Here is a 19760-nt window from a genome sequence, read left to right as displayed (position 1 = left end):
AGATAAAAAAGGCTGGCGAAAACGCCAGCCAAATAACCTAACATCTAATGATGATTACTCGATCCAAAGCGGATCCTTAGCCACCAGTTCTGTGCTGATGTGTAGCCAAGCTTTGTAGCTTTCCGGCGTGCCCTGCCACTCGTAGCTCTTTGGCATTAAGCTGTAGGAGCCGTTTTCGCCCTCGGTGATGGTAACGTCACAATCGGATGCGCTGCAGTCAGCAATTAGTGCTTCGTGACTGGACAGCCCCATCATGTCTTGCATGTGTTTCCAAGGCTGGTCGGCCTCAAAGGCCATGTAACGCAGTCCAAAGTCGGTTAGGCCGGTAATGGCAACGCCGTCATCCGTGGTCAAGGTCACCAAAACTTCGCCGGTTACCTCATCGAAGCTGGTTTGTTCGATGTTGATGCTGGTGGCTTCACCAATGACAATGGTTTCAGGATCAACCGGATCGGTAGGATCAGTTGGGTCCGTTGGATCAGTCGGGTCGGTTGGACCTGGGTCTACCGGGCTGTTGTCGTCATCGTCACTACAACCCACTAGGGTCATGCTTGCGACTAACATGGCGATTAATGCTTTTTTCATGGAATCTCTCCTCTATTCGCCGAAATTAGTTGCCGTGACAGGTATCACATTCCATACCCGCCATCACCGAGGTGCCCATAGAGTCTTCCGCTTTGGTGTGACACATCACGCACTGGCTCACGTTTTCGTATCCAGGCAGATCAGAGACATCTCCGGTTTCCAGCTCTTGGTTAAGAATTTCAGCGATGTGGTATGCAATGGAAGCCGACAATAGCTGACAGCGCATGCCCTTGGTGGCCACTGCTTTACCAGACGCTTCACACCAACGAGTCAAAGAGGCATGACACAGCAAACTCTCCGCTTTGGTTTGCACCACAACATTGGCATCAAAGTCAGCCTGAGAGACGCCAAGCGCAGTTAAGAATTCAGCGTCGTTATAGGGAAGCATGGTGTTCTGGTAGTAAGCGGAAACCTTTTCCATGGAGCTTGGCTTGTTGCCATTGATGGAGATCAACTTAAAGAACATACCTGCAGCGTTATTGTTACCGCACACGGTACCTAAGCCATAGATACCACCGCTGCCATACATGGACAGCGCGGTTGGAATTGCCGCGAACTTGTCGGCATCTGGGCCACCGGCCTGCGCTTGAGCGGTGACCAGTGCATGGAACACCTGATACATACAACCTTTGGTACGAACGGCTTCCTGATAAGAAATTTTAGCCACCTCCATTGGGTCAACCTTGGTCCAAGCCAGAGTGTTGGCGTCTTCAGGTGCAAACTGCCAAGACTCCTCAGCTGCCAGAACCATATTAGGCACTACCGCAGCGCCCGCTGCACAAGTAGTCATGCCAATGATATTTTTCAGTGCGTTTCGACGGTCCATACTCATCATCATTACCTCAATTTATTAGGTTGTTTTTCATCGCCGTCATCAGCGGCGTGGTAATCATGCTAGGAAGGCCGCGGCCTTTATTTAGTGACGGGGATCACGATAATTTTTGTACATTAGATTTGGTGAATATTAATGAAGCCTCATCTGACCAAGGGACAGGTCTAGTGTTTTCTATAATCTGGGGCGCGCCAAGAAAGATATATCTCTGCCGTAATCGCCATTACAGAGATTACCGCTGTTGGAATAATTGAAATTTGTTACACGGCGATCTCAATGTGTCGGGATTGGCCCGAACAGATGCACGAGGGATTTGAGTCTGGAGGTGCAGATCACGGTCTTTTATCTGGGTTCTTTTTACAATGTAAACAGATGATGATGAGGACAATTTAATGATTCTTGGCGAATATCGGTTTATTGCCGATCGTGGGTGTCTGCAACACCTTGAATCAAGTGCGACCGTTACGCTAACCAGAAGTGAGCTGATCGTTTTAGGCCAGCTTGCAGAAAAACCTGGAATTACCCTTAGTAAAAAAGAGCTCAGTTTCGCAGGGACCGATAGTGCTCAAATCAGTGAGTCCGCCGTGGTAAAGGCGGTGTTTACCTTACGACAAACCCTCGGGGATGCCGGTGCCCACTGTTTGCACACCATTCCTAAAGAGGGTTATCAGCTTCTACCAAGCCAAATCGAGGATCCATCGGAGCTAGAGCCGACCTCCAGACGTCTGCCGAGGACCTTTGTTAAGGGGATGCAGATATTATCGCTACTGGCGGTGGTGGTGGTCTCGATGCTGTTTTTCTGGCGAACCAGTGTCAGTAATTATGAAGGCCCGCCGATCACCGCTGAGTCTATTGCCATCACCAATCACAGTGGCCAAAAAATCTCGCTGGATTTTGTGACCTCCTCGCAGGCCAACATCGCTGAAATGAAACGCTATGGAGACGTTTTGGCACAGCACATTACCCAATGTGAATACAGCCAGTGGCAGCGAGTCAAAATAGCCCTTTCCCATGATCAGCAGATGCTGAACATCACCCTATTTTCATTGGCATCGCCGATACGCATTCGAAACATGAAGATCAGTGATTTTCGGGCCCGCCCTGAGTTCATCTCAGCCAACTGGTTAAAGGAGGTAAAGATCTGTGAATAAGCAACTGTTCCGGTTCGTAAACCTCATCGTACTGCTGATGCTGCTAATGTTGTTGTTTGGCCACAACACCATCAAAGAGATGGATGCCAATCTCACCCTGAGCTGCCGAAACGAGCTGTACGACAACACCGATGAGGGCAAATCAAGCCACTACCTGATAGCCAACTTCGTACTCAAGGGCACCTACGCCAACGTCAGCTACCGCTACCTGACTCGCTCTGGAGAACCCCACTCAATGATCTCCATGTCTGGGGAGATTGTCGGCGGCACCACTGAGCAGGACATCTATGAAATTGCCGTTGATTCCGTCAACACCGAGATGTACCGCCCGAAAGAGGCGCAGGTGGCGCACATGAACTACCTGAGCAACTTTGCCAAGAGCAATCTAACCAACCTGGGAAGTCACAACTTAACGCTGCGATTGCTGCAGCGAGACGATAATAAAGGCTTTGCGGCGGTATTCTTCCAGCCGTCCAACGCCGTTTGCGGCTGTCGCATCATCGACTGAACTCGCCAATAAAAACGCCCCTTAGCAGTGCTAAGGGGCGAGCGTCCGTACTGAGGGGGTTGGGATCTTTGATTACCAGATCCGGCCCGGCATTAATGCGACAAACAACACCAAGGTCAGCATCGACCAAAAGTAGATCCGTATAAACTGAGTTGCTTTCATGCGGCCTCCTTGCTAGCACGTTCTCCTAGAGGAACTTAAAAGCTTAGACCACAACCATCATGCTGACCAATGAGAGATCTCTGTAACGCAGCGTAATCCAAATAACCTACGGCCTAATCAATCACCTCAAAACTCAGACCAGCATGTTGTTCAAGCCGCGCGATGTAACGCTCATCGAAGATGGAAGCCGGTGTCCAAAAGCCCCCGTCTCTGCCGCACTTTTTATCCTGCTCATGATGATCATGTGCAAGACTGATAGCCGCTTGCCCGAGGATTTTCGCGGTAGAGCCATAACCTGGGTCCTGATCGCCCGTAAGCTTAACCATCATTGAATGACCTGATTCGTCCTCGCCAAGAAAACGGATGTCGTAAAAGCCCTCTCGCTGCTCACGCTCAGACGGGCCTTCACCGGGTTTGGGCAACACAAAACGCTCCAGCGCCCAGCGCGTTGGCTTCACCGCCGCCCCCATCATAAAACCACCCAACACAGCGACGATGGTGCTGGCGGTCATTCGACCTTTAAGTCCTTTGCCGACCAACATGGTTTCATCATAAATAAAGCCATCGCCATAGCGGTTCTGTTGCAGGGCGTTACTGCGATGTACGATGCGAGTATTGATGGCCGCCATGATAAACGGCGCGCTCCAACGGCCAAAGTCGGCGTCAAATTTGGCGCCTTTTAAATTGGGTTGCCGCTGAGAAAAGCCGGCCTCTTTTGGACAAAGAGAGAACGGGTTAGCCAGCTGTTTTCGAAGGCTGGGATCGGCGATGGCCTCTTTGGTGAGGTTAATGATACTGGCGACCGTGCCCCCAGACATGCCACCCTTAGCGGCTTTAACCCGCATTTTGACTCGAGGCAGCGTCTTGCCAAAGGATTTCTGCGCCTGCTGCTGCAAGAAATACACGCCCATATCGGACGGCACCGAATCAAAACCGCAGCAGTGCACGATTCGCGCGCCCGTCTGTTTTGCCTGCGCCTCATAGTTCGCCAACATACGCTTGATCCACTGCGCTTCCCCAGTGAGATCGCAGTAATCGACGCCCTGCTCTACGCACACTTTCACCAACGGTTCGCCATACAGCGCATAGGGACCAACGGTGGACACCACCACCTTCGCTTGCGCCACCATGGCTTTCAGCTCTGATTCTCTGCCCGCATCAGCAACGATGGTTAAAAGCGTATCTACCCTCTCCCCAAGAACCGGAGCCAATTCTGAGCGCAGCGCTTGCAGCTTACTTTGACTGCGCCCGGCGATGGCCCACTTCACTGGCCCATCCACACCATATTCGCTGGCCAAATATCGACTTAAAATCTTGCCCACAAAACTGGTGGCACCGAAAACGACGATGTCTAACGGCTTGCTCGACTCCTGTGACATGGTGATCCCTTCTGCGTTTGTGCTATTTAGAGTGGGTGAGTCAACCTGCAAGGCGCAATCCCTAGAGCCTAACTCACTGTTTATCTGAACTTATCGGCATAGTAGCGACAGTTCAATAGCCGATTGGCTATTGAACTGATAAGAGCTACCAAATGGTGATGTTAAAGCCAAAAGCATGGGCGGCTTTCGGCCAATAGCGGTCATTGGGTGGACTGGAGTAACGCTTCAATCAGCCGGAGCGTCAGCGTTTGGCTGGATTGACTTGTTATAACTTTCTACCTTTCACGTGGTCCAAAACTTTTAAATATCCATCAAGAGATTGCTGTAGAAAATGCGCTTTATTTGCTTTTTTATATGGTGCAGTCATGTAATACATTGCAATAAGTGCATTTGTTTTACTCAATAAATATCGAGCAAGCTTATCATACTTACCGTTTGATGTATCCGATAAAGAGTTAGGGATTTTGTTCCCGTCAGAGTATAGAAGTTTATTTCTTAAATTGGCATTTTCCTTCAAGTGTTTCACGGTGTCGCTAAAACCTTTTTCCTCCAAGAAGGAAAATATTTCACCACTAAAATCATGTGGTTCTTCATTGTTCGACACTTGAAAGTTCATTGGAGAACTTGGCTCAGCAACAAAAGATTGACCATCAATATTAATCTTAAACATGAGCTTAATTGCGTGTTGCCCATCGACCTCTGTCCATCTCATTTCTGGCATTTCTGGTATCATTAAATGCAAATCACCTTTAATGGCGTCCCAAACTGAGCAAATATAAGTATGCAGACACTGTTTATGAAGGTGATTGTTTTTACTTAATCTCTTTGATCCATCATAGCCATGTTCTTTTAGCATCAATATGATGGCAGTCGCCGCTTCTTCCTCAGCTGTAATTAACCTAAATATCGACATTTCTGGGTCTAAGCAGGCTAGCTTTTTAGCCATTTCTACATGATATAGTGCAGATTTAACACATGAACCAGAAGACCCTCTCAATGAACTGGTTCTTTTGTTGAATTGTTCTATCTCACTGAACATCAATTTACCTCATGTAGTTATAAAGCCGTTTTAAGCGACAAATTTCATCTGGCTAAAATAAGTGAGAAACGAACAAAAAGCCAACTGTAATTTGTCCGACGTCAAGACCCTTGTTATGTGTTTATGAATTGCCAGCAACTAAACCAATTACCACTATGACTAGCGCAGGTATAGGATATTTAACCGCCAATTTGAAAATGCCACTAATAAGGTTTCTCAATATAGAAAAGTCTTCAATCCAAGCTCCGCAATACGGACATACTGAATGATCTAAATTCCCTCTATCTGTAATTATTCTAGGAACAATTTTACGAGAACATCTAGTACATTCAATTCTATCGTCTCTGCGTTCTTCTTTTAGAGTTTTCGATATTATTTTAGTATTTTTAGCCCGAAAACCTTTTGCCGATTTAGCTGATTCAAAGTCCACTTGGTCACCATTATCAGGAAGGTCTGCCCCAATAATATCCTGTACGTTAAAATAATGGTCATCACCGAGTTCAGATGTAATAAAACCGTACCCTTTTTCAGGGCTGAACCATTTAACTTTTCCTTTCACTGGAATCATTCTCCATGATGATGATTAATCACATAACGCCCATTTAAGGGGCTGCTAATTGTTTGCTAAAATGTGTAGCGAAGCGAAACCGAGCAAACTGTTAGCAGTCCCGCTTTAAATTCTTGTTAGGCATACTTTGCTCAATACTATCAAGTAAGGAAAGAATATCCTCTACAAAACGCTCTATGACGACATTTAGAGTCCAGTGTTTTTTAAACTCAACACCTTTAAATTGAACAGCAATCTTATATTCTGGATCAAATAACCCGCTGGGAGGCACTGTTTTTGAAAAAGAATCCGCATGGATTATTTTATCGCATACCTGTTTTAGTGTTGCAGGTTTCTCGATTAATTTTGCATCATAATATAGCCATGATGAAGCAGGTAACTCTAGATTCGGTTGGTCAATTACGTTTTGATAAAGGTTAACTCTTATAGCTATTACTAGGCTTAGAAGGTTGCTTGATACTAAGTTATGTAACGTATCTTCGACACTTTCAGACATAACCAATCGAGATGTCGGCAATGAAAGGCTGCTAGTTGTTAAATCTAAGCCATGACAAATCAAGCACAAACGCCTAATTTCGTTAAAATCTTGCTTATGATGACCAAAGATATCGCGCACTCAATTTCCCTGTATGCCTAACAGTGTATTACTGCGAATTCGCAATAAACCCCGAATCCAGAAGGTGACCGTCTACGGCCACATAACCCACAACAAATTCGTCAAACATACACCAATACCTCATAAATACAATGACTTAAATCAAAATGCATACGTTCCTAGGCAGAAACATAGAATTCTCTAGCCGGATAAGTCACATATAGAAACAGATGCAGTTTTTGCTCGGTGGATTCACTCTTAGGGTCAAAGGCGCTGGGTCCCCAGGCAAGCTGAGGACGACGTTGTTCGGGCTCGGTACGAATGACCGCAAAGGGCACTTAACCGTCTTTGGTATCGAGTATTCTTTAGGAATATCGAAGCGCTTCGATGAATCGAGTGCCTAGAGGTGTCAAAACGGATTGGCAATTCCCAAACATCGATATGCAAACAGCAGGCATAAAAAAACCACCGTAAAGGTGGTTTTTTTAAGAATATGGAGGCGCCTCCCGGAGTCGAGTGAATTCACTGACTTGTGTCCACGGATTTGCCTTATGCCATCAAGCTATCGCTCTCTGGCAAAACCAAGCGCTTACGCATTTGGGTATCAATATGGAGGCGCCTCCCGGAGTCGAACCGAGGTCCACGGATTTGCAATCCGCTGCATAGCCACTCTGCCAAGGCGCCGATGCAGTGCATTGTAGAGAACCCAGCTAGAATCGCAAGAGCCCGACTGGCTGTTCGAACAAAATTAGATCAATTCGCCATTAAGCGATCAAAATTTCGATTGTTCGCCCAGTTTTGCAACGCCTTGCTCTATCCACTGTGCCAAATCGGCAATCTGCTGTTTGCTGTTGGTCCAGTGGGGCGACAGCCTCAAGCCATATTCACGGCGGTCGAAAGCCACGTTTGCCTGAGCTAACGCCTCCACCAAAGCATCCATGACTGCGCCAGCATGGATGATGGCAGTGCCAGAACAGCGCGCCGCGTCCACTGGGCTTACCCACCATTGCTCAGGCATGGCATTACGAAGCAAAGCCAGCAGTTCGAGATTATGAGCACGGATACGCTCTACCCCAACTTGCTGCCAATGGGCGATGGCCGCAGCAGCCACCGTATAGGGCCACACCGACGGCGTACCGCCCCAGAAACGCAAAGCATCGTCTCGATACTGAAAATGGTGAGGGTCAAACTCAAACGGATTGTCATGGGAAAACCAACCCACATCTTTCGGAAGCCAGTCTGATGTCGTCTGTGGATTTAGCCACAGGTAACCAGCGCCTGGGCCACCACCTAACCATTTCACGCAGGAGCCAATCACTGCATCTGCCTGCCAGCCCATGACGTCTATGGGTAAGATGCCTGCTGACTGAGCCACGTCGACGATAGTGTAAGTACCATTTTCCTTAAAGCGTTGACACAGGGCGTTAACTGGCAATTGTCTGCCGGTATTTGACTGCACATGAGAGATAAACACCAACGCGATGTCTTCCTTTATCCACGCTTCCCAGTTAGCAAACAAAGACAGATCGAGCCCTTTAGGGATGAAGGTTAATTGATACCCTAGGGATTCAGCCTGCTTTGCCACAAACACCATCGATGGAAAATCATCCTCACTGAGCAACAGCCGATTTTTGCAGCCACTGGGCCTTGGAATCGAAAACAGTAGTTTCGTCAGTGCACTGGAGAGGTTGGTTTGCGGACACCATTGGCTGGCCTCGCCTCCCATAAAGCGGGCTAACTGAGATCGAAAGTGATCGACACTCTCAAGCCAGAGCGGCCAAGGCTCAACTTGGTGTTGCCAATGTTCAAACTGCGTATTAATCGCCTTGAAAGCGGTGTCAACGGGCTTGCCCACAGAGTGGTTTAGCAAGTAGATACTGGATGGCGTAACCATTAGTGGGACTCCAACCAACATTTGAGGCGCTGAACGTCATGGTATCGGCTCGGCAACTGGGAGTTGTTGGCGGCCATACGCAGCTCTTTCAGTCGATTGAGGGAGCGCAGCAATACCTCAAGTGGCGGCCCACTGGCGGTAATGTGGGTTTTGTCGTTATCCTCAAGTTTGATTGAAGGCGCAACAATAAATCGCTTAACCAGCTGTTCATGGTGCTGGTGAGCGGTATTGCCGTGGGCATCGATGGCCTCAACCAGGGCTTGAATCACCTCTTTCAACCAAGGTGCCTCTGGGTTGCTGTTTAGACCATCAAGAATTTGATCCAGCAGGCTCTGACGGCGCATCACATCCCGCAGGCGAGCTTGATCTTCCGGCATCATGTAGAGGAACTTATCCACCAACAACTGAGAGTAGAAGGATTGGTTGGCCTGACAAAGGCCAAGCAGCATATCAATCTCGTTGATGCCTGCAAAATCCCCAGCATTGGCACCTCGATATTCGTGCTGCCCTACCCTAAATGGTTTGTAATAGGGGCGCACGTGATTAAAGAAGGCATCGCCATCAAGCTCATCGAATAGCTTTTTGTTCCAATGTGCCACGTCCTTAAGCGCCGAGGTGGCATCCATAAGCAGATAAGGCGCTACTGGATGGGAAATGCCCATGGGCAGTATGCGCACCAAGGCGTCGGCAGCACGTTTGTACGCAAGCACGGCCAGAGTATTAAAATCGATAAATAGCGCCTCATCCTTTAGGGAGGTGAAACGCTTAGGCTCGCCATCAACGGCTTTGCAATGAGTGGTTAAATGGCTGGTTGCAAAGCGCGGGGTAACCCCTAGGCTGGCACCCACTTGAAGTGCCAGGGCCGACGCTTTTTCTAATGGCGAGCGGGTTTCGCGGCTGGGCTCAGTAAGCTCATGGCGGCGACAGGCGGCCATGTACATACCGATGTTTCCCAGCAGATCAAAGTTACGGTCGAAGCCTTGATCGGTATTGCCCTCGATCAAGAGCTTTTCAATATGGCTTTCCCCTTCCTGCTTTAACTGCTGCTTGAGTTCGTTGCCAGTATCAGCAATTTGCATCGGGTTTTCACAGTGATCATAAAGCGATTCGAGTTCGGTATTTAAGGCTTTAAATTGATCACGTATCCATGCATCAAATTGGGCGACGTTTTGGCTCACCTATCTTCTCCTTGGCGGTCGTTGCTGATTCCAGCTCACCACGAAAACCGTGGCATTTCAACGCCAGAACACGCTTTGCCAAATTAGGTAAGGTGTAAAGATTTCACAACGAGGTTTCCACCGCGTTGAGCTGCCAACTTGGCTCTAGCTCAACGCCATAGCCAGCAATGCCGCCCAAATAGCCACTGACATTGGCTTGCTGCAATAACTGAGGAAGGTGATCCAGCTGATACTGACGATGGTGCTTTTCGGTGCGCCAATAACTGGTCACCAAAACGCGATTGGGATTGTCTAAGGATTGCCAGCACGCGCCGCCTAACATGCCGTTGACCGCCGCCATCCCTGGATTCCAAAGGGAGCGCTGGATTGTTAAAAACTGCTGCCGCCGGTTCGGCAGTAACTGGCAATCTGCGATTCGCATAAAACCAGGTTCATTATCAAACTTAACGGTTTCGCTGTTGCTGGAGTAGCTTGGCAGTGCCATTAGCCACTTAAAGCAGGCCACATCGCATTGATGATAGTAACAAATCTGCTGTGAACGCTCAGCGATGGAATCGTGGTGGCTAGCCATGAACTGCTGTAAACCGGCCAGATTTTGCCATTGAGCAAAGAGATGAGCCTGAACCATTCTTAGCTGAGTTTGATTCCAGCCACCAAGTTGGCTTGAAAAACCCTCTAGTTGCTCGCACTCCTGCCAATGGCGCTGCGCCTTAGCAAAGCCCGCCATCTGTTCTTTGGGAACATGACATCGAATCCATTTCGCGATCATAAACACTCCTTATTCTGTATAAAGTTAGCAACGCTGCATTGAAAATCAAATTCAATATTTATACAAAACAGAGCGTTACTGCCCAAGTGCAGGTCTAGGGGCCAGAGTGAGATCGAGATTGGCCACCCGTTGAGCGAATAATATGTGGGGGACTAAACGAAAAAAGCCACCCGATTAGGGTGGCTTTTCAATTTGGAGCGACACACGAGGTTCGAACTCGTGACCTCAACCTTGGCAAGGTTGCGCTCTACCAGCTGAGCTAGTGTCGCTTAAATCTTTTGTATGCAACTGATCACTGTGTAATTGGAGTAAGGTTGCGCTTCTCTCCATGCCCACACTGAGCGACTGTCGCTAAAAATGGTGCCCCGGGCCGGACTTGAACCGGCACGCTGTTACCAGCGAGGGATTTTAAATCCCTTGTGTCTACCAATTTCACCACCAGGGCAGTAACCCGCTATCGCGTTTTACTTTAACTGTGACTCAATGTGTTCACATCGAGTCGAAAAGTGGAGGCGCCTCCCGGAGTCGAGTGAATTCACTGACTTGTGTCCACGGATTTACCTTCATGCCATCAAGCTCTCGCTCTCTGGCAAAACCAAACGCTTACGCATTTGGGTGTCAATATGGAGGCGCCTCCCGGAGTCGAACCGAGGTCCACGGATTTGCAATCCGCTGCATAGCCACTCTGCCAAGGCGCCAGTGTCGTTAAGACGAGTCGTATAATACTGGAACTGAACTGGGTTACAAGCCCCTATTTTACCATTTGGTTGTATTTAAGCAGTTTTCCGCTCATTTCTCCTCCAAACGAATTTCACAGTCATTTGAGCGGCTAAAATGCACTCAAAAGTGATCAGAAAACCAGTGAGTACATCACTGTATACCGCCACCTATCTCTAGGCGACATGCAGAAATTCTAATTTTTAAGCGGTTATACCGATCCAATTAAGGAAATGCTCAATTTAGTGCATCGAGTAAATTGTCTTAATCTAGACGCTCAATGCCGTTGCTTGTGGCTCTAACATCAAATACAGCTACGAAGAGTGAGGCAATTTAAACAAGCGTTAATGACAATTGGTATTGTGACCCTTAAAGAAAAAGCAAAGGTCTATAAAAGCGTTTTATTTCGAATCATCTGGGCACAAAAAAAGCCCAATCCGAAAATTGAGCTTTTTGCAAATATGGTGCCCCGGGCCGGACTTGAACCGGCACGCTGTTACCAGCGAGGGATTTTAAATCCCTTGTGTCTACCAATTTCACCACCAGGGCAGTAACCCGCTATTGCGTTTTACTTTAACTGTCACTCAATGCAGTCGCATTGAATCAAAATATGGAGGCGCCTCCCGGAGTCGAGTGAATTCACTGACTTGTGTCCACGGATTTGCCTTCGTGCCATCAAGCTATCGCTCTATGGCAAAACCAAACGCTTACGCATTTGGATATCAATATGGAGGCGCCTCCCGGAGTCGAACCGAGGTCCACGGATTTGCAATCCGCTGCATAGCCACTCTGCCAAGGCGCCAGTGTCGTTAAGACGAGATGTATAATACTGCAACTGAACTAACGGTCAATAACCAATTGAGTTAATTAAGGTTAACTGTCGCAATTATGCGCAGCTAACCCAAAAATCATCAGTGGTTGCCAATCAGGTCGCTCCACGCGGCCTTAATATAGACCATCATCGACCACAGTGTCAGAACGGTAGCCACGTACAGCATCACCATACTTAGGTCGATAACCCATTCATTATAATGAGTAATAAGCCCAGTAATGGCCGCCATCTGCGCGGCAGTTTTAACCTTTCCAATCCAAGAAACCGCAACGCTGCCACGCTTTCCAAGTTCGGCCATCCATTCGCGCAGCGCCGAAATCACAATTTCACGGCCAATCATAATAATGGCGGCGATGGTCATCCAAATAGAGCCCTCATAGCTTTGAACCAGAACCACCAGTGCACTGGCCACCATCAGCTTGTCGACGACAGGGTCAAGGAATGCACCAAAAGGGGTACTCTGGTTTAATTTTCTCGCCAGATAACCGTCCAAAGCGTCTGTCATCGCTGCCAATACAAAAACCACCGCGGCGGTAATGTAGGCGTACTGCCAAGGCAGATAATAGAGCACCAAAAAAACCGGAATCAAAACGAGCCGTACTAATGTGAGAATATTTGGAATATTAAAGGTCAAAACAATTGCCCAACTCGGCTCTTCAAACAGCTGATAATCATGCCCTAAAACTGGCTAACCACGCAATGCATCATGGATTTTTTGTGCCAAAGCCACGCTAATTCCGGGCACTTTGCTCAATTCATCAACACTTGCAGACTTAATCTCCTGCAAGCCCCCCATGTACTTAAGCAGGGTTTGCCGCCTTTTGGCGCCGACGCCCGCAATCTGCTCTAAACTGGACACTCGCCTGGCCTTCCCTCGAGCGGCGCGGTGACCGCCAATGGCAAATCGGTGGGCCTCGTCTCGAATATGTTGAACCAGATGCAGCGCCGGTGAATCCGCAGGCAGATCGATCACCTCGCGGGTATAGCCAACAAACAGCGTTTCCAAGCCCGGGCGGCGTCCCTCTCCTTTGGCCACACCAATCAACAGCGGTGGGTTTAGTCCTTTGGCTATGACCGTTTTGTCCATAATCTCTTCCGCCTGAGTCAACTGCCCTCGCCCACCATCGATGAATAAAATGGTGGGCAGGTTTTGCTGCTCGGTGACTTTGTCATAACGACGAGTCAAGGCTTGAGACATTGCTGCGTAATCATCCCCAGGGGTAATGCCACTGATGTTATAACGCCGATACTCTTTTTTGGCCGGACCATCGCCATCGAACACCACGCAACTGGCAACGGTTTTCTCCCCCATGGTGTGGCTAATATCAAAACACTCCATGCGGCGAATGCCATCATTTAACTCAAGCTGCTCGGTCAGCAAACGGTATCGCTCGGCGATGGTTGATTTGTGGGCCACACGGCTGGAGAGCGCGGTTGCCGCATTGGTGTTGGCCAAGCGCTGGAACTGAGCTCGATCGCTACGCACGGAAGATTTTAAAGACACTTTGTGGCCACAGCGCTGACCTAAAGTCTGCTCCAGCAGCTCGGCATCTTCCACCTCGCTAGGAAGAATGATCTCTTTGGGAATTTGGCGCTCTTCGCCGCCACCAAGATAGAACTGCACTAAAAAGGAGGACAAAAGTTCCTGCTCTGTGGTGTTGGCTGGCAACTTGGGAAAATAGCTGCGGCTGCCCAAGATTTTGCCTTCACGGACAAACAGCAGGTGGCAACAGGCCGCACCGTTCTGCAGCGACATACCAAGAATATCCATCTCGCCCAAATCGCCATGCACGCCCTGCTGTTCTTGCACACGCCGCATCGCTTGAATTTGATCGCGATAGATTGCCGCTTTTTCAAATTGCAGCTTGTCACTGGCCTGTTCCATCCACTCCACCAGCGTTTGCATCACCTGCTGGTTCTTGCCCTGTAAAAACAGCGTCGCCATTTTGACCTGCTCGGTGTAGTCGGCATCACTGATTTCACCGGTACACGGAGCGCTGCAGCGTTTTAACTGAAACTGCAGGCAGGGGCGAGAGCGCGCTTTATAAAAGCCATCTTCACATTGACGTATGGGAAACAGTTTTTGCATCAGGTGCAAACTGTCGCGTACCGCACCGCCATTCGGGAAAGGCCCAAAATACTTTCCCTTGGCCCGCTTAGCACCGCGATGAAAGGCAAGCCTTGGATGGCGATGCTCTGACAGCAAAATATAGGGGTAGGATTTATCGTCCCGAAGCAGCACGTTATATCTAGGCATGTACAGTTTGATGTAGTCATGCTCAAGAATCAGGGCTTCGGTTTCCGTATGGGTGACGGTCACCTCAATGTGCGCAATATTGGACACCAAGGCTTGAGTTTTTACGTCGGGGAGATTGGTTCGGAAATAGGAGCTCAGGCGCTTTTTTAAATTTTTGGCCTTGCCTACGTAAATGACCGAGCCCCCTTCGCGATCGTACATACGATACACACCGGGTTGCTCGGTCACCGTTTTTAGAAACGCCTTGGCGTCAAATGCTGTCTGGGTCATGCATACTGGAAATCAGATCTTCTCTGCGTCCAGCATACCATAACGAATCGCCAAGCGAGTTAATTCAACGTCACCACCAATGTTCAGCTTTTGGAACAAGCGATAGCGATAACTGTTTACCGTTTTCGGGCTCAGGTTCAGTTTCTCAGAGATGTCGCTGACCTTTTGTCCCGCGGTGATCATCATCATGATCTGCAATTCACGCTCAGACAGCTCATCAAATGGATTGTCTTCGGTTTTGAACTTGTTAAGCGCCATCTGCTGAGCAATTTGTGGCGACAGATAACGTTGACCACAAGCCACCTGACGAATCGCCTGCACCATCTCCGAAGGCGGTGCGTTTTTGGTCAGATAACCGGCGGCGCCAGCTTGCATCACTTTTGAAGGGAACGGCTCTTCAGTATGAATGGTCAGCACGATAATTTTGGCATCTGGGTTGAAGCGTAGAATTTTTCGTGTCGCTTCCAAGCCGCCAATTCCAGGCATATTCATATCCATTAGGATGACGTCGACTTCGTTTTTGCGACACCAATTGACGGCGTCTTCCCCGTCTTCGGCCTCGCCAACGACTTTAATGCCGCGTTCATCATCTAGGATGCGTCTGATGCCAGTGCGTACAAGCGCATGGTCATCGACTAGATAGATATGGATCAAGCGCCCACTCCTTCAAAATTAGTGTTTTTCTGATATTCGGGTCCAGTGCTCTATCGATGATACCCCTTTTAAAGCCCTAATCAAGAGGGAAAATTTGATTAACAAACTCCATAAGCCAGCTTCGCCATCGATGCAAGTTACTGATTTATTGTGTTAAAATTTGTTAACATTTTCTAGGAATTCAGTTATCTCCTACAGCCTAGGGGCACCGACGCGTGTGGCGTTTTTTGCAACATTTGCACCGGATGAACTGCGTTGTCGCACTCAAATAAAAGCCATTGTCCTACGCAAAAACCTGCACTTAACTCAGATAAGCTCAAAAATTCATAGGGTTATCCAGACCATATTCGCAGCCGGTTTTTCTCCTATGACCAAACATGGCTAACCATCGTCCAGACAGCACCAATGACATGATTGAACCCTCGAATACTTTGGACATTCGAAGTACAATCAGCACTACAAACTCAAAGCGAACACGAGAATTTTCAATGCCTCAACTACTTCACACTATGATCCGCGTTGGCGATCTAGACCGTTCAATTCAGTTTTACACCGAAGTACTCGGCATGACGCTTTTGCGCCAATCAACCAACGAAGAGTACAAATACACCTTGGCTTTTGTTGGTTACGGTGATGAAAGTGAAGGCGGCGCCGTTATCGAGTTGACCTACAACTGGGGCGTAGAGAGCTATGAGATGGGCAACGCCTTTGGCCACCTGGCTCTTGGCTACGATGACATCTACCAAGCTTGCGATAAAATTCGAGCGGCCGGTGGCACCATTACCCGTGAGCCAGGCCCTGTATTAGGGGGCAATACCCACATCGCTTTCGTTCGTGATCCTGACGGGTACATGGTAGAGCTTATTCAACAAAGCCAAGCCAGCGCTGGTCTAGATAACTAATTAGGTAATGCCCACGAGCCTTGAACCAAGGCTCGTTTAACCCTATGCACGATCTACTACTACGCCTTCACGCCCTCTCTCCGAAGCAGTTTCAACTCGATAGCCGTCAGGTTACTGAAGGTGACGTATTTGTGTGTCGCCAAGGAACACTGCAAGACAGCCATGAGTTTGCTGATTGCGCAGTAAAGCAAGGTGCCATCGGCATCATTGCCAATCGACCGTTGCCGGTGCCGGTTCCCTGCCTCATCACCCCAAATTTCACTACGTCTGTGGCCATCATCGACCAATATTTGGAACACCCTGGGGATGCGTTGCGGCAGATTGGCATTACCGGTACCAATGGCAAAACCACGGTGGCGTTTGGACTGCATCACTTGCTGAACGACAACAACACCAGCAGCTACAGCGGCACCTTAGGTACATTGACCCAAGGCGACTGGACGCAACAGCTCAATACCACGCCGGACTCGCTCACCCTACTGAACCGCTTTAAGCGCTATCAGGATTTAGGTCTGACTCACCATGTGATGGAGGTCAGCAGCCATGCACTGGCCCAAGATCGGGTCGACTCTATCCGCTACGATTTGGCGCTATTTACTAACATTACCGAAGATCATCTGGACTACCACTTAAGCGTAGATGCTTACCAGCAAGCGAAATTAAGGCTAATTGAAAAGCTTAAACCCTCTGGAAAAGTGATTTACAACTTGGATGACGATAGCCACATTGTCATTAACGCCAGATGTCGAGCCCGCTTTGACACCTTCAGTTACAGTCGACAAAACCCAAAAGCGGATCTATTCGGTGAAGTCATTAATCTGAGCGCACAGGGATCAGAGGTGGTATTTCACTACCAAGGTCAACAGCAGCATTGCACTTTAAACCTCCCCTTTCTACATAACGTCGATAACGCCTTAGCAATGGCAAGTGCCGCACTCATGGAGGGCATTCCATTGGTCGAGGTTGCAAATAAACTGCAAACCCTACCAAGAGTTCCAGGTCGAAGTGAGTGTTATCAGCATCAGGGAAAAGCGATCATTGTGGATTACGCTCACAACCAAGCCAGCGTCGCCAGTTTGTTGCGTCAGTGTCAGCAAATTAAAAATGGAAAGCTTCATACCATCATCGGCGTTACCGGCGACCGCCTCGCCGATGCAGCCGGGATAGGCAGTACTGTGCGCGAGCTGTCTGATGAGGTGACGTTCACGACAGATAATCCACTGGGAGTGCCAGTAAATCGCATCTTTGCCGAACTTGACCCAGACGCTCTATGTCATAAGCAAGCCGATCGTGAACTTGCTATACAACGAGCCATAAAGAAAATGAAATCTGGGGACCTGCTGGTGATTTGCGGTAAAGGCGAAGAGCAGCACCAATACCTTTCGAGTGATAAATCTATGCCAACCCCCTATCGAGGCGATATCGCTATCGTAAAATCCTGCCTTTCGGAGTTGGCCTAACTTTAAAGGCTACCAACCTCTGGGCCGTTTTTGAAAGATTACCTCATCCCCTGCGGTCACCATCACTTCGGCCCAAAACATCTTATAGTCGATCTCCACGCGGAGGGCGTCCCAGCAGAGAACCTGTTTTGCAGGCAAGCCAAACAACGCACGGTTGCTGTCTTTAAGCTCGTTATCGACAAACAGGTGTGAGCCGGCGGCCCAGTTTGAGTCGATGCGAATTTGATGCTGATTCCATTCGAATCGCCACTGATGTTTCATACTGCCCTACTGATGATTACTCTATTTAAGCGAAGCTACGCTCGCTGCTTTAGCTGATATACTACTGAAATTACGGTTTTAAAACAGGTGGCCCATGAGCACAAAAGCCAATAATTACTACTATCTCGATGTGCTTCGAGCCGTCGCTGCCTTTGCAGTGGTTATGATCCACGTTCTCGGCCCTTGGCGCCACCTTTATGGCGTCGCCCCAGGGTTTCAGTGGGAATTCGCCGTCAGTTACAATGCCGTCACCCGTTGGGCGGTACCGGTGTTTATGATGATCTCCGGCGCATTACTGCTATCCAGTAAAAAACCATTTAATTGCTCAACCTATCTGAATAAGCGGGTTTCCAAAGTGGTTATTCCGTTTATCGCCTGGAGCCTGATCTACACCACGGTCACTTGGTATTCACAACAAGATTTTTCTGCTTTTTCATTAGTGCAATTGGTGATAAACGCCATCAACGAACCCGCCTGGTACCACCTCTGGTTCTTTTATGATTTTATTCCGCTCTATTTTGTAGTCCCTTTTCTAGCGATCATCCTAAATAAGATGGATAAGGAACACATAAAGTTATTGGTGATTTCTTGGTTTGTGCTAACGCTGATGCACTGGCTAAAAGTAGACAGTTGGCTAAGACAAAATCTTGTTTTATATACCGGATACTTAATTTTGGGTTGGTACCTGCACAATAATGATTGCCGAAAATACACCAAGACCATTGCGCTAACAGCCACCATAATGCTGCTCATCAATGTATTCGGTACACTTTATTTTTCAGAAATGAAGCAAAAATACAGCGTATTCTTTCTCGGCTATAAATCGTTCAATACCGCTCTTATCGCTTGCGCGCTATTCCTGATCGCGAAAGATTACAGCCATTACTTGCACAGATTCCAGCGCCCTATCGCAAGTATCGCCATGTGTAGCCTAGGAATCTACTTGATCCATCCTTTGTTGCTGATTCCCGTTCGAGAGCTAAGCAACGGCTATTATCAATGGTTTGGTTCAAACTTGGTTGCCATCCCGACTCTATCTCTATTAGTCATGATGGTTGCGTGGTCCATTACTCGGGTAGTGATCCAAATTCCGGTACTCAAACGGTTGGTACCATAAAGATAACATTAAGGCACCAAGGAAGGTGCCTTAATCGATGATTGGACTACCTGTGGGCAATCCCATTTAGAAATCTGTTCAAAGCGATACGGTAGAAGAATAAACTCTTTACCTATTTATACGTATTTACCCATTTCGATTTCAGACTCACGCACATCGAATGCTCGGCAAATAGAGGCCTCTTCAGAGCTGGTTTTTGCTTCTCGCTCTAGGCGCTCTGTCATGAGTTCAAGGGTATCTAAGGTTCTAGCTTTTCTAAGCTTATAGAGAAAATCCAGCTCAACTTCACTTAATTGTTCTAATGTAATTCTCATATTTACTTCTATTAAATATATGAATGATTCAGATTTACAAACACGTGAGTATTTTTATTTTCAATCTCAATCCGAAGTATTTTCACGCGATGGGACGCACATTCAAACCGAAGTCTAGCACAGTCTTAGGATACGATCACAATATAAATCCAAAAGCCTATATAAGCGCATGTTTCTTTCCGAGGATTTAACTTTGCCAAGTGCGATAACGTCCTTATTTTCATGAGCACCACACCGACTGTTCGAATTTTATACAAATCATGGCGTCATGAGGCAAACTAACGCTTGGGGTGATCAAGTGGTGTATCTTTAATCA

19 protein-coding genes and 6 tRNA genes are annotated in these 19760 nt (G+C 48.0%); 5 read left to right on the top strand and 20 right to left on the bottom strand.

Going from position 1 to position 19760, the window contains the following annotated elements:
* Window positions 1–54: 54 nt before the first annotated feature.
* Together FCL42_RS03760 and FCL42_RS03755 are read right to left on the bottom strand one after the other, a co-directional pair.
* Window positions 55–585: a hypothetical protein gene (locus FCL42_RS03760; protein WP_136862047.1), complete on the bottom strand. Its 531-nt coding sequence runs from the start codon at window positions 583–585 to the stop codon at window positions 55–57.
* A 25-nt stretch (window positions 586–610) separates the two neighbouring features.
* On the bottom strand, window positions 611–1411 hold the full coding sequence (locus FCL42_RS03755) for a cytochrome C (protein WP_136862046.1): 801 nt from the start codon (window positions 1409–1411) through the stop codon (window positions 611–613).
* Between the two features lie 398 nt (window positions 1412–1809).
* Here FCL42_RS03755 and FCL42_RS03750 point away from each other — a divergent pair, with 398 nt between their 5' ends.
* Together FCL42_RS03750 and FCL42_RS03745 are read left to right on the top strand one after the other, a co-directional pair.
* Complete coding sequence (locus tag FCL42_RS03750) at window positions 1810–2568, top strand: winged helix-turn-helix domain-containing protein (protein WP_136862045.1); 759 nt, start codon at window positions 1810–1812, stop codon at window positions 2566–2568.
* Window positions 2561–3076: a hypothetical protein gene (locus FCL42_RS03745; RefSeq protein WP_136862044.1), complete on the top strand. Its 516-nt coding sequence runs from the start codon at window positions 2561–2563 to the stop codon at window positions 3074–3076. The genes FCL42_RS03750 and FCL42_RS03745 overlap by 8 nt, the downstream gene beginning before the upstream one ends.
* 275 nt (window positions 3077–3351) lie before the next feature.
* Here FCL42_RS03745 and FCL42_RS03740 read toward each other — a convergent pair whose 3' ends face one another.
* The 16 genes from FCL42_RS03740 to uvrY form a co-directional block, all read right to left on the bottom strand.
* Window positions 3352–4617 carry a saccharopine dehydrogenase family protein gene (locus tag FCL42_RS03740; RefSeq protein ID WP_136862043.1) on the bottom strand — a complete coding sequence of 422 codons (1266 nt, stop codon included), beginning with the start codon at window positions 4615–4617 and terminating at the stop codon, window positions 3352–3354.
* A gap of 265 nt (window positions 4618–4882) precedes the next feature.
* Window positions 4883–5656: a hypothetical protein gene (locus FCL42_RS03735; protein WP_136862042.1), complete on the bottom strand. Its 774-nt coding sequence runs from the start codon at window positions 5654–5656 to the stop codon at window positions 4883–4885.
* A gap of 121 nt (window positions 5657–5777) precedes the next feature.
* Window positions 5778–6215, bottom strand: a complete 438-nt coding sequence (locus FCL42_RS03730) for a cold shock domain-containing protein (RefSeq protein ID WP_169308281.1) — start codon at window positions 6213–6215, stop codon at window positions 5778–5780.
* Between the two features lie 100 nt (window positions 6216–6315).
* On the bottom strand, window positions 6316–6840 hold the full coding sequence (locus FCL42_RS03725; protein WP_136862040.1) for a hypothetical protein: 525 nt from the start codon (window positions 6838–6840) through the stop codon (window positions 6316–6318).
* Between the two features lie 589 nt (window positions 6841–7429).
* Window positions 7430–7503, bottom strand: a tRNA-Cys gene (locus FCL42_RS03720).
* Window positions 7504–7591: 88 nt separating this feature from the next.
* Window positions 7592–8713 (bottom strand): aminotransferase class V-fold PLP-dependent enzyme, encoded by a 1122-nt coding sequence (locus tag FCL42_RS03715; protein WP_229359768.1) that lies wholly within the window; start codon window positions 8711–8713, stop codon window positions 7592–7594.
* Window positions 8713–9891 carry a PrnB family protein gene (locus FCL42_RS03710; RefSeq protein WP_136862038.1) on the bottom strand — a complete coding sequence of 393 codons (1179 nt, stop codon included), beginning with the start codon at window positions 9889–9891 and terminating at the stop codon, window positions 8713–8715. The genes FCL42_RS03715 and FCL42_RS03710 overlap by 1 nt, the downstream gene beginning before the upstream one ends.
* A 103-nt stretch (window positions 9892–9994) precedes the next feature.
* Entirely contained in the window at window positions 9995–10660 is a 666-nt protein-coding gene (locus tag FCL42_RS03705; RefSeq protein ID WP_136862037.1) for a DUF4937 domain-containing protein, read from the bottom strand.
* 193 nt (window positions 10661–10853) lie between these two features.
* Window positions 10854–10929, bottom strand: a tRNA-Gly gene (locus tag FCL42_RS03700).
* 89 nt (window positions 10930–11018) lie between these two features.
* Window positions 11019–11105: transfer RNA gene (locus tag FCL42_RS03695), tRNA-Leu, on the bottom strand.
* A gap of 179 nt (window positions 11106–11284) precedes the next feature.
* Window positions 11285–11358, bottom strand: a tRNA-Cys gene (locus FCL42_RS03690).
* A gap of 481 nt (window positions 11359–11839) precedes the next feature.
* Window positions 11840–11926 (bottom strand) — tRNA-Leu (locus FCL42_RS03685).
* A gap of 179 nt (window positions 11927–12105) precedes the next feature.
* A tRNA-Cys gene (locus FCL42_RS03680) sits at window positions 12106–12179 on the bottom strand.
* 109 nt (window positions 12180–12288) lie between these two features.
* Window positions 12289–12843 carry a CDP-diacylglycerol--glycerol-3-phosphate 3-phosphatidyltransferase gene (gene pgsA / locus FCL42_RS03675; RefSeq protein WP_136862036.1) on the bottom strand — a complete coding sequence of 185 codons (555 nt, stop codon included), beginning with the start codon at window positions 12841–12843 and terminating at the stop codon, window positions 12289–12291.
* 54 nt (window positions 12844–12897) lie between these two features.
* The gene (gene uvrC, locus FCL42_RS03670; RefSeq protein WP_136862035.1) at window positions 12898–14736 is read right to left on the bottom strand and encodes an excinuclease ABC subunit UvrC; all 1839 of its coding nucleotides are present in this window, start codon (window positions 14734–14736) and stop codon (window positions 12898–12900) included.
* Window positions 14737–14748: 12 nt separating this feature from the next.
* Complete coding sequence (gene uvrY, locus FCL42_RS03665; RefSeq protein WP_136862034.1) at window positions 14749–15390, bottom strand: UvrY/SirA/GacA family response regulator transcription factor; 642 nt, start codon at window positions 15388–15390, stop codon at window positions 14749–14751.
* 488 nt (window positions 15391–15878) lie between these two features.
* On the opposite strand from uvrY, the gene gloA reads away from it, so the two are divergent.
* Entirely contained in the window at window positions 15879–16292 is a 414-nt protein-coding gene (gene gloA, locus FCL42_RS03660) for a lactoylglutathione lyase (RefSeq protein ID WP_136862033.1), read from the top strand.
* Between the two features lie 44 nt (window positions 16293–16336).
* Window positions 16337–17752, top strand: a complete 1416-nt coding sequence (locus FCL42_RS03655; protein ID WP_136862032.1) for a Mur ligase family protein — start codon at window positions 16337–16339, stop codon at window positions 17750–17752.
* A gap of 9 nt (window positions 17753–17761) precedes the next feature.
* Here the strand turns inward: FCL42_RS03655 and FCL42_RS03650 are convergent, their stop codons facing one another.
* Window positions 17762–18013 (bottom strand): hypothetical protein, encoded by a 252-nt coding sequence (locus tag FCL42_RS03650; protein ID WP_136862031.1) that lies wholly within the window; start codon window positions 18011–18013, stop codon window positions 17762–17764.
* A 94-nt stretch (window positions 18014–18107) separates the two neighbouring features.
* Here FCL42_RS03650 and FCL42_RS03645 point away from each other — a divergent pair, with 94 nt between their 5' ends.
* Window positions 18108–19130 carry an acyltransferase gene (locus FCL42_RS03645; protein ID WP_136862030.1) on the top strand — a complete coding sequence of 341 codons (1023 nt, stop codon included), beginning with the start codon at window positions 18108–18110 and terminating at the stop codon, window positions 19128–19130.
* Between the two features lie 116 nt (window positions 19131–19246).
* Here the strand turns inward: FCL42_RS03645 and FCL42_RS03640 are convergent, their stop codons facing one another.
* A complete protein-coding gene (locus tag FCL42_RS03640) occupies window positions 19247–19444 on the bottom strand; it encodes a hypothetical protein (RefSeq protein ID WP_136862029.1) in 198 nt (65 codons plus the stop codon).
* Between the last annotated feature and the right edge of the window lie 316 nt (window positions 19445–19760).

Origin of the sequence: Ferrimonas aestuarii, from assembly GCF_005116665.1 — a bacterium.
GTDB classification, from domain to species: domain Bacteria; phylum Pseudomonadota; class Gammaproteobacteria; order Enterobacterales; family Shewanellaceae; genus Ferrimonas; species Ferrimonas aestuarii.
The sequence above is the reverse complement of the archived record's forward strand: the minus strand, read 5'-3'. Positions and strand labels throughout refer to the sequence as shown.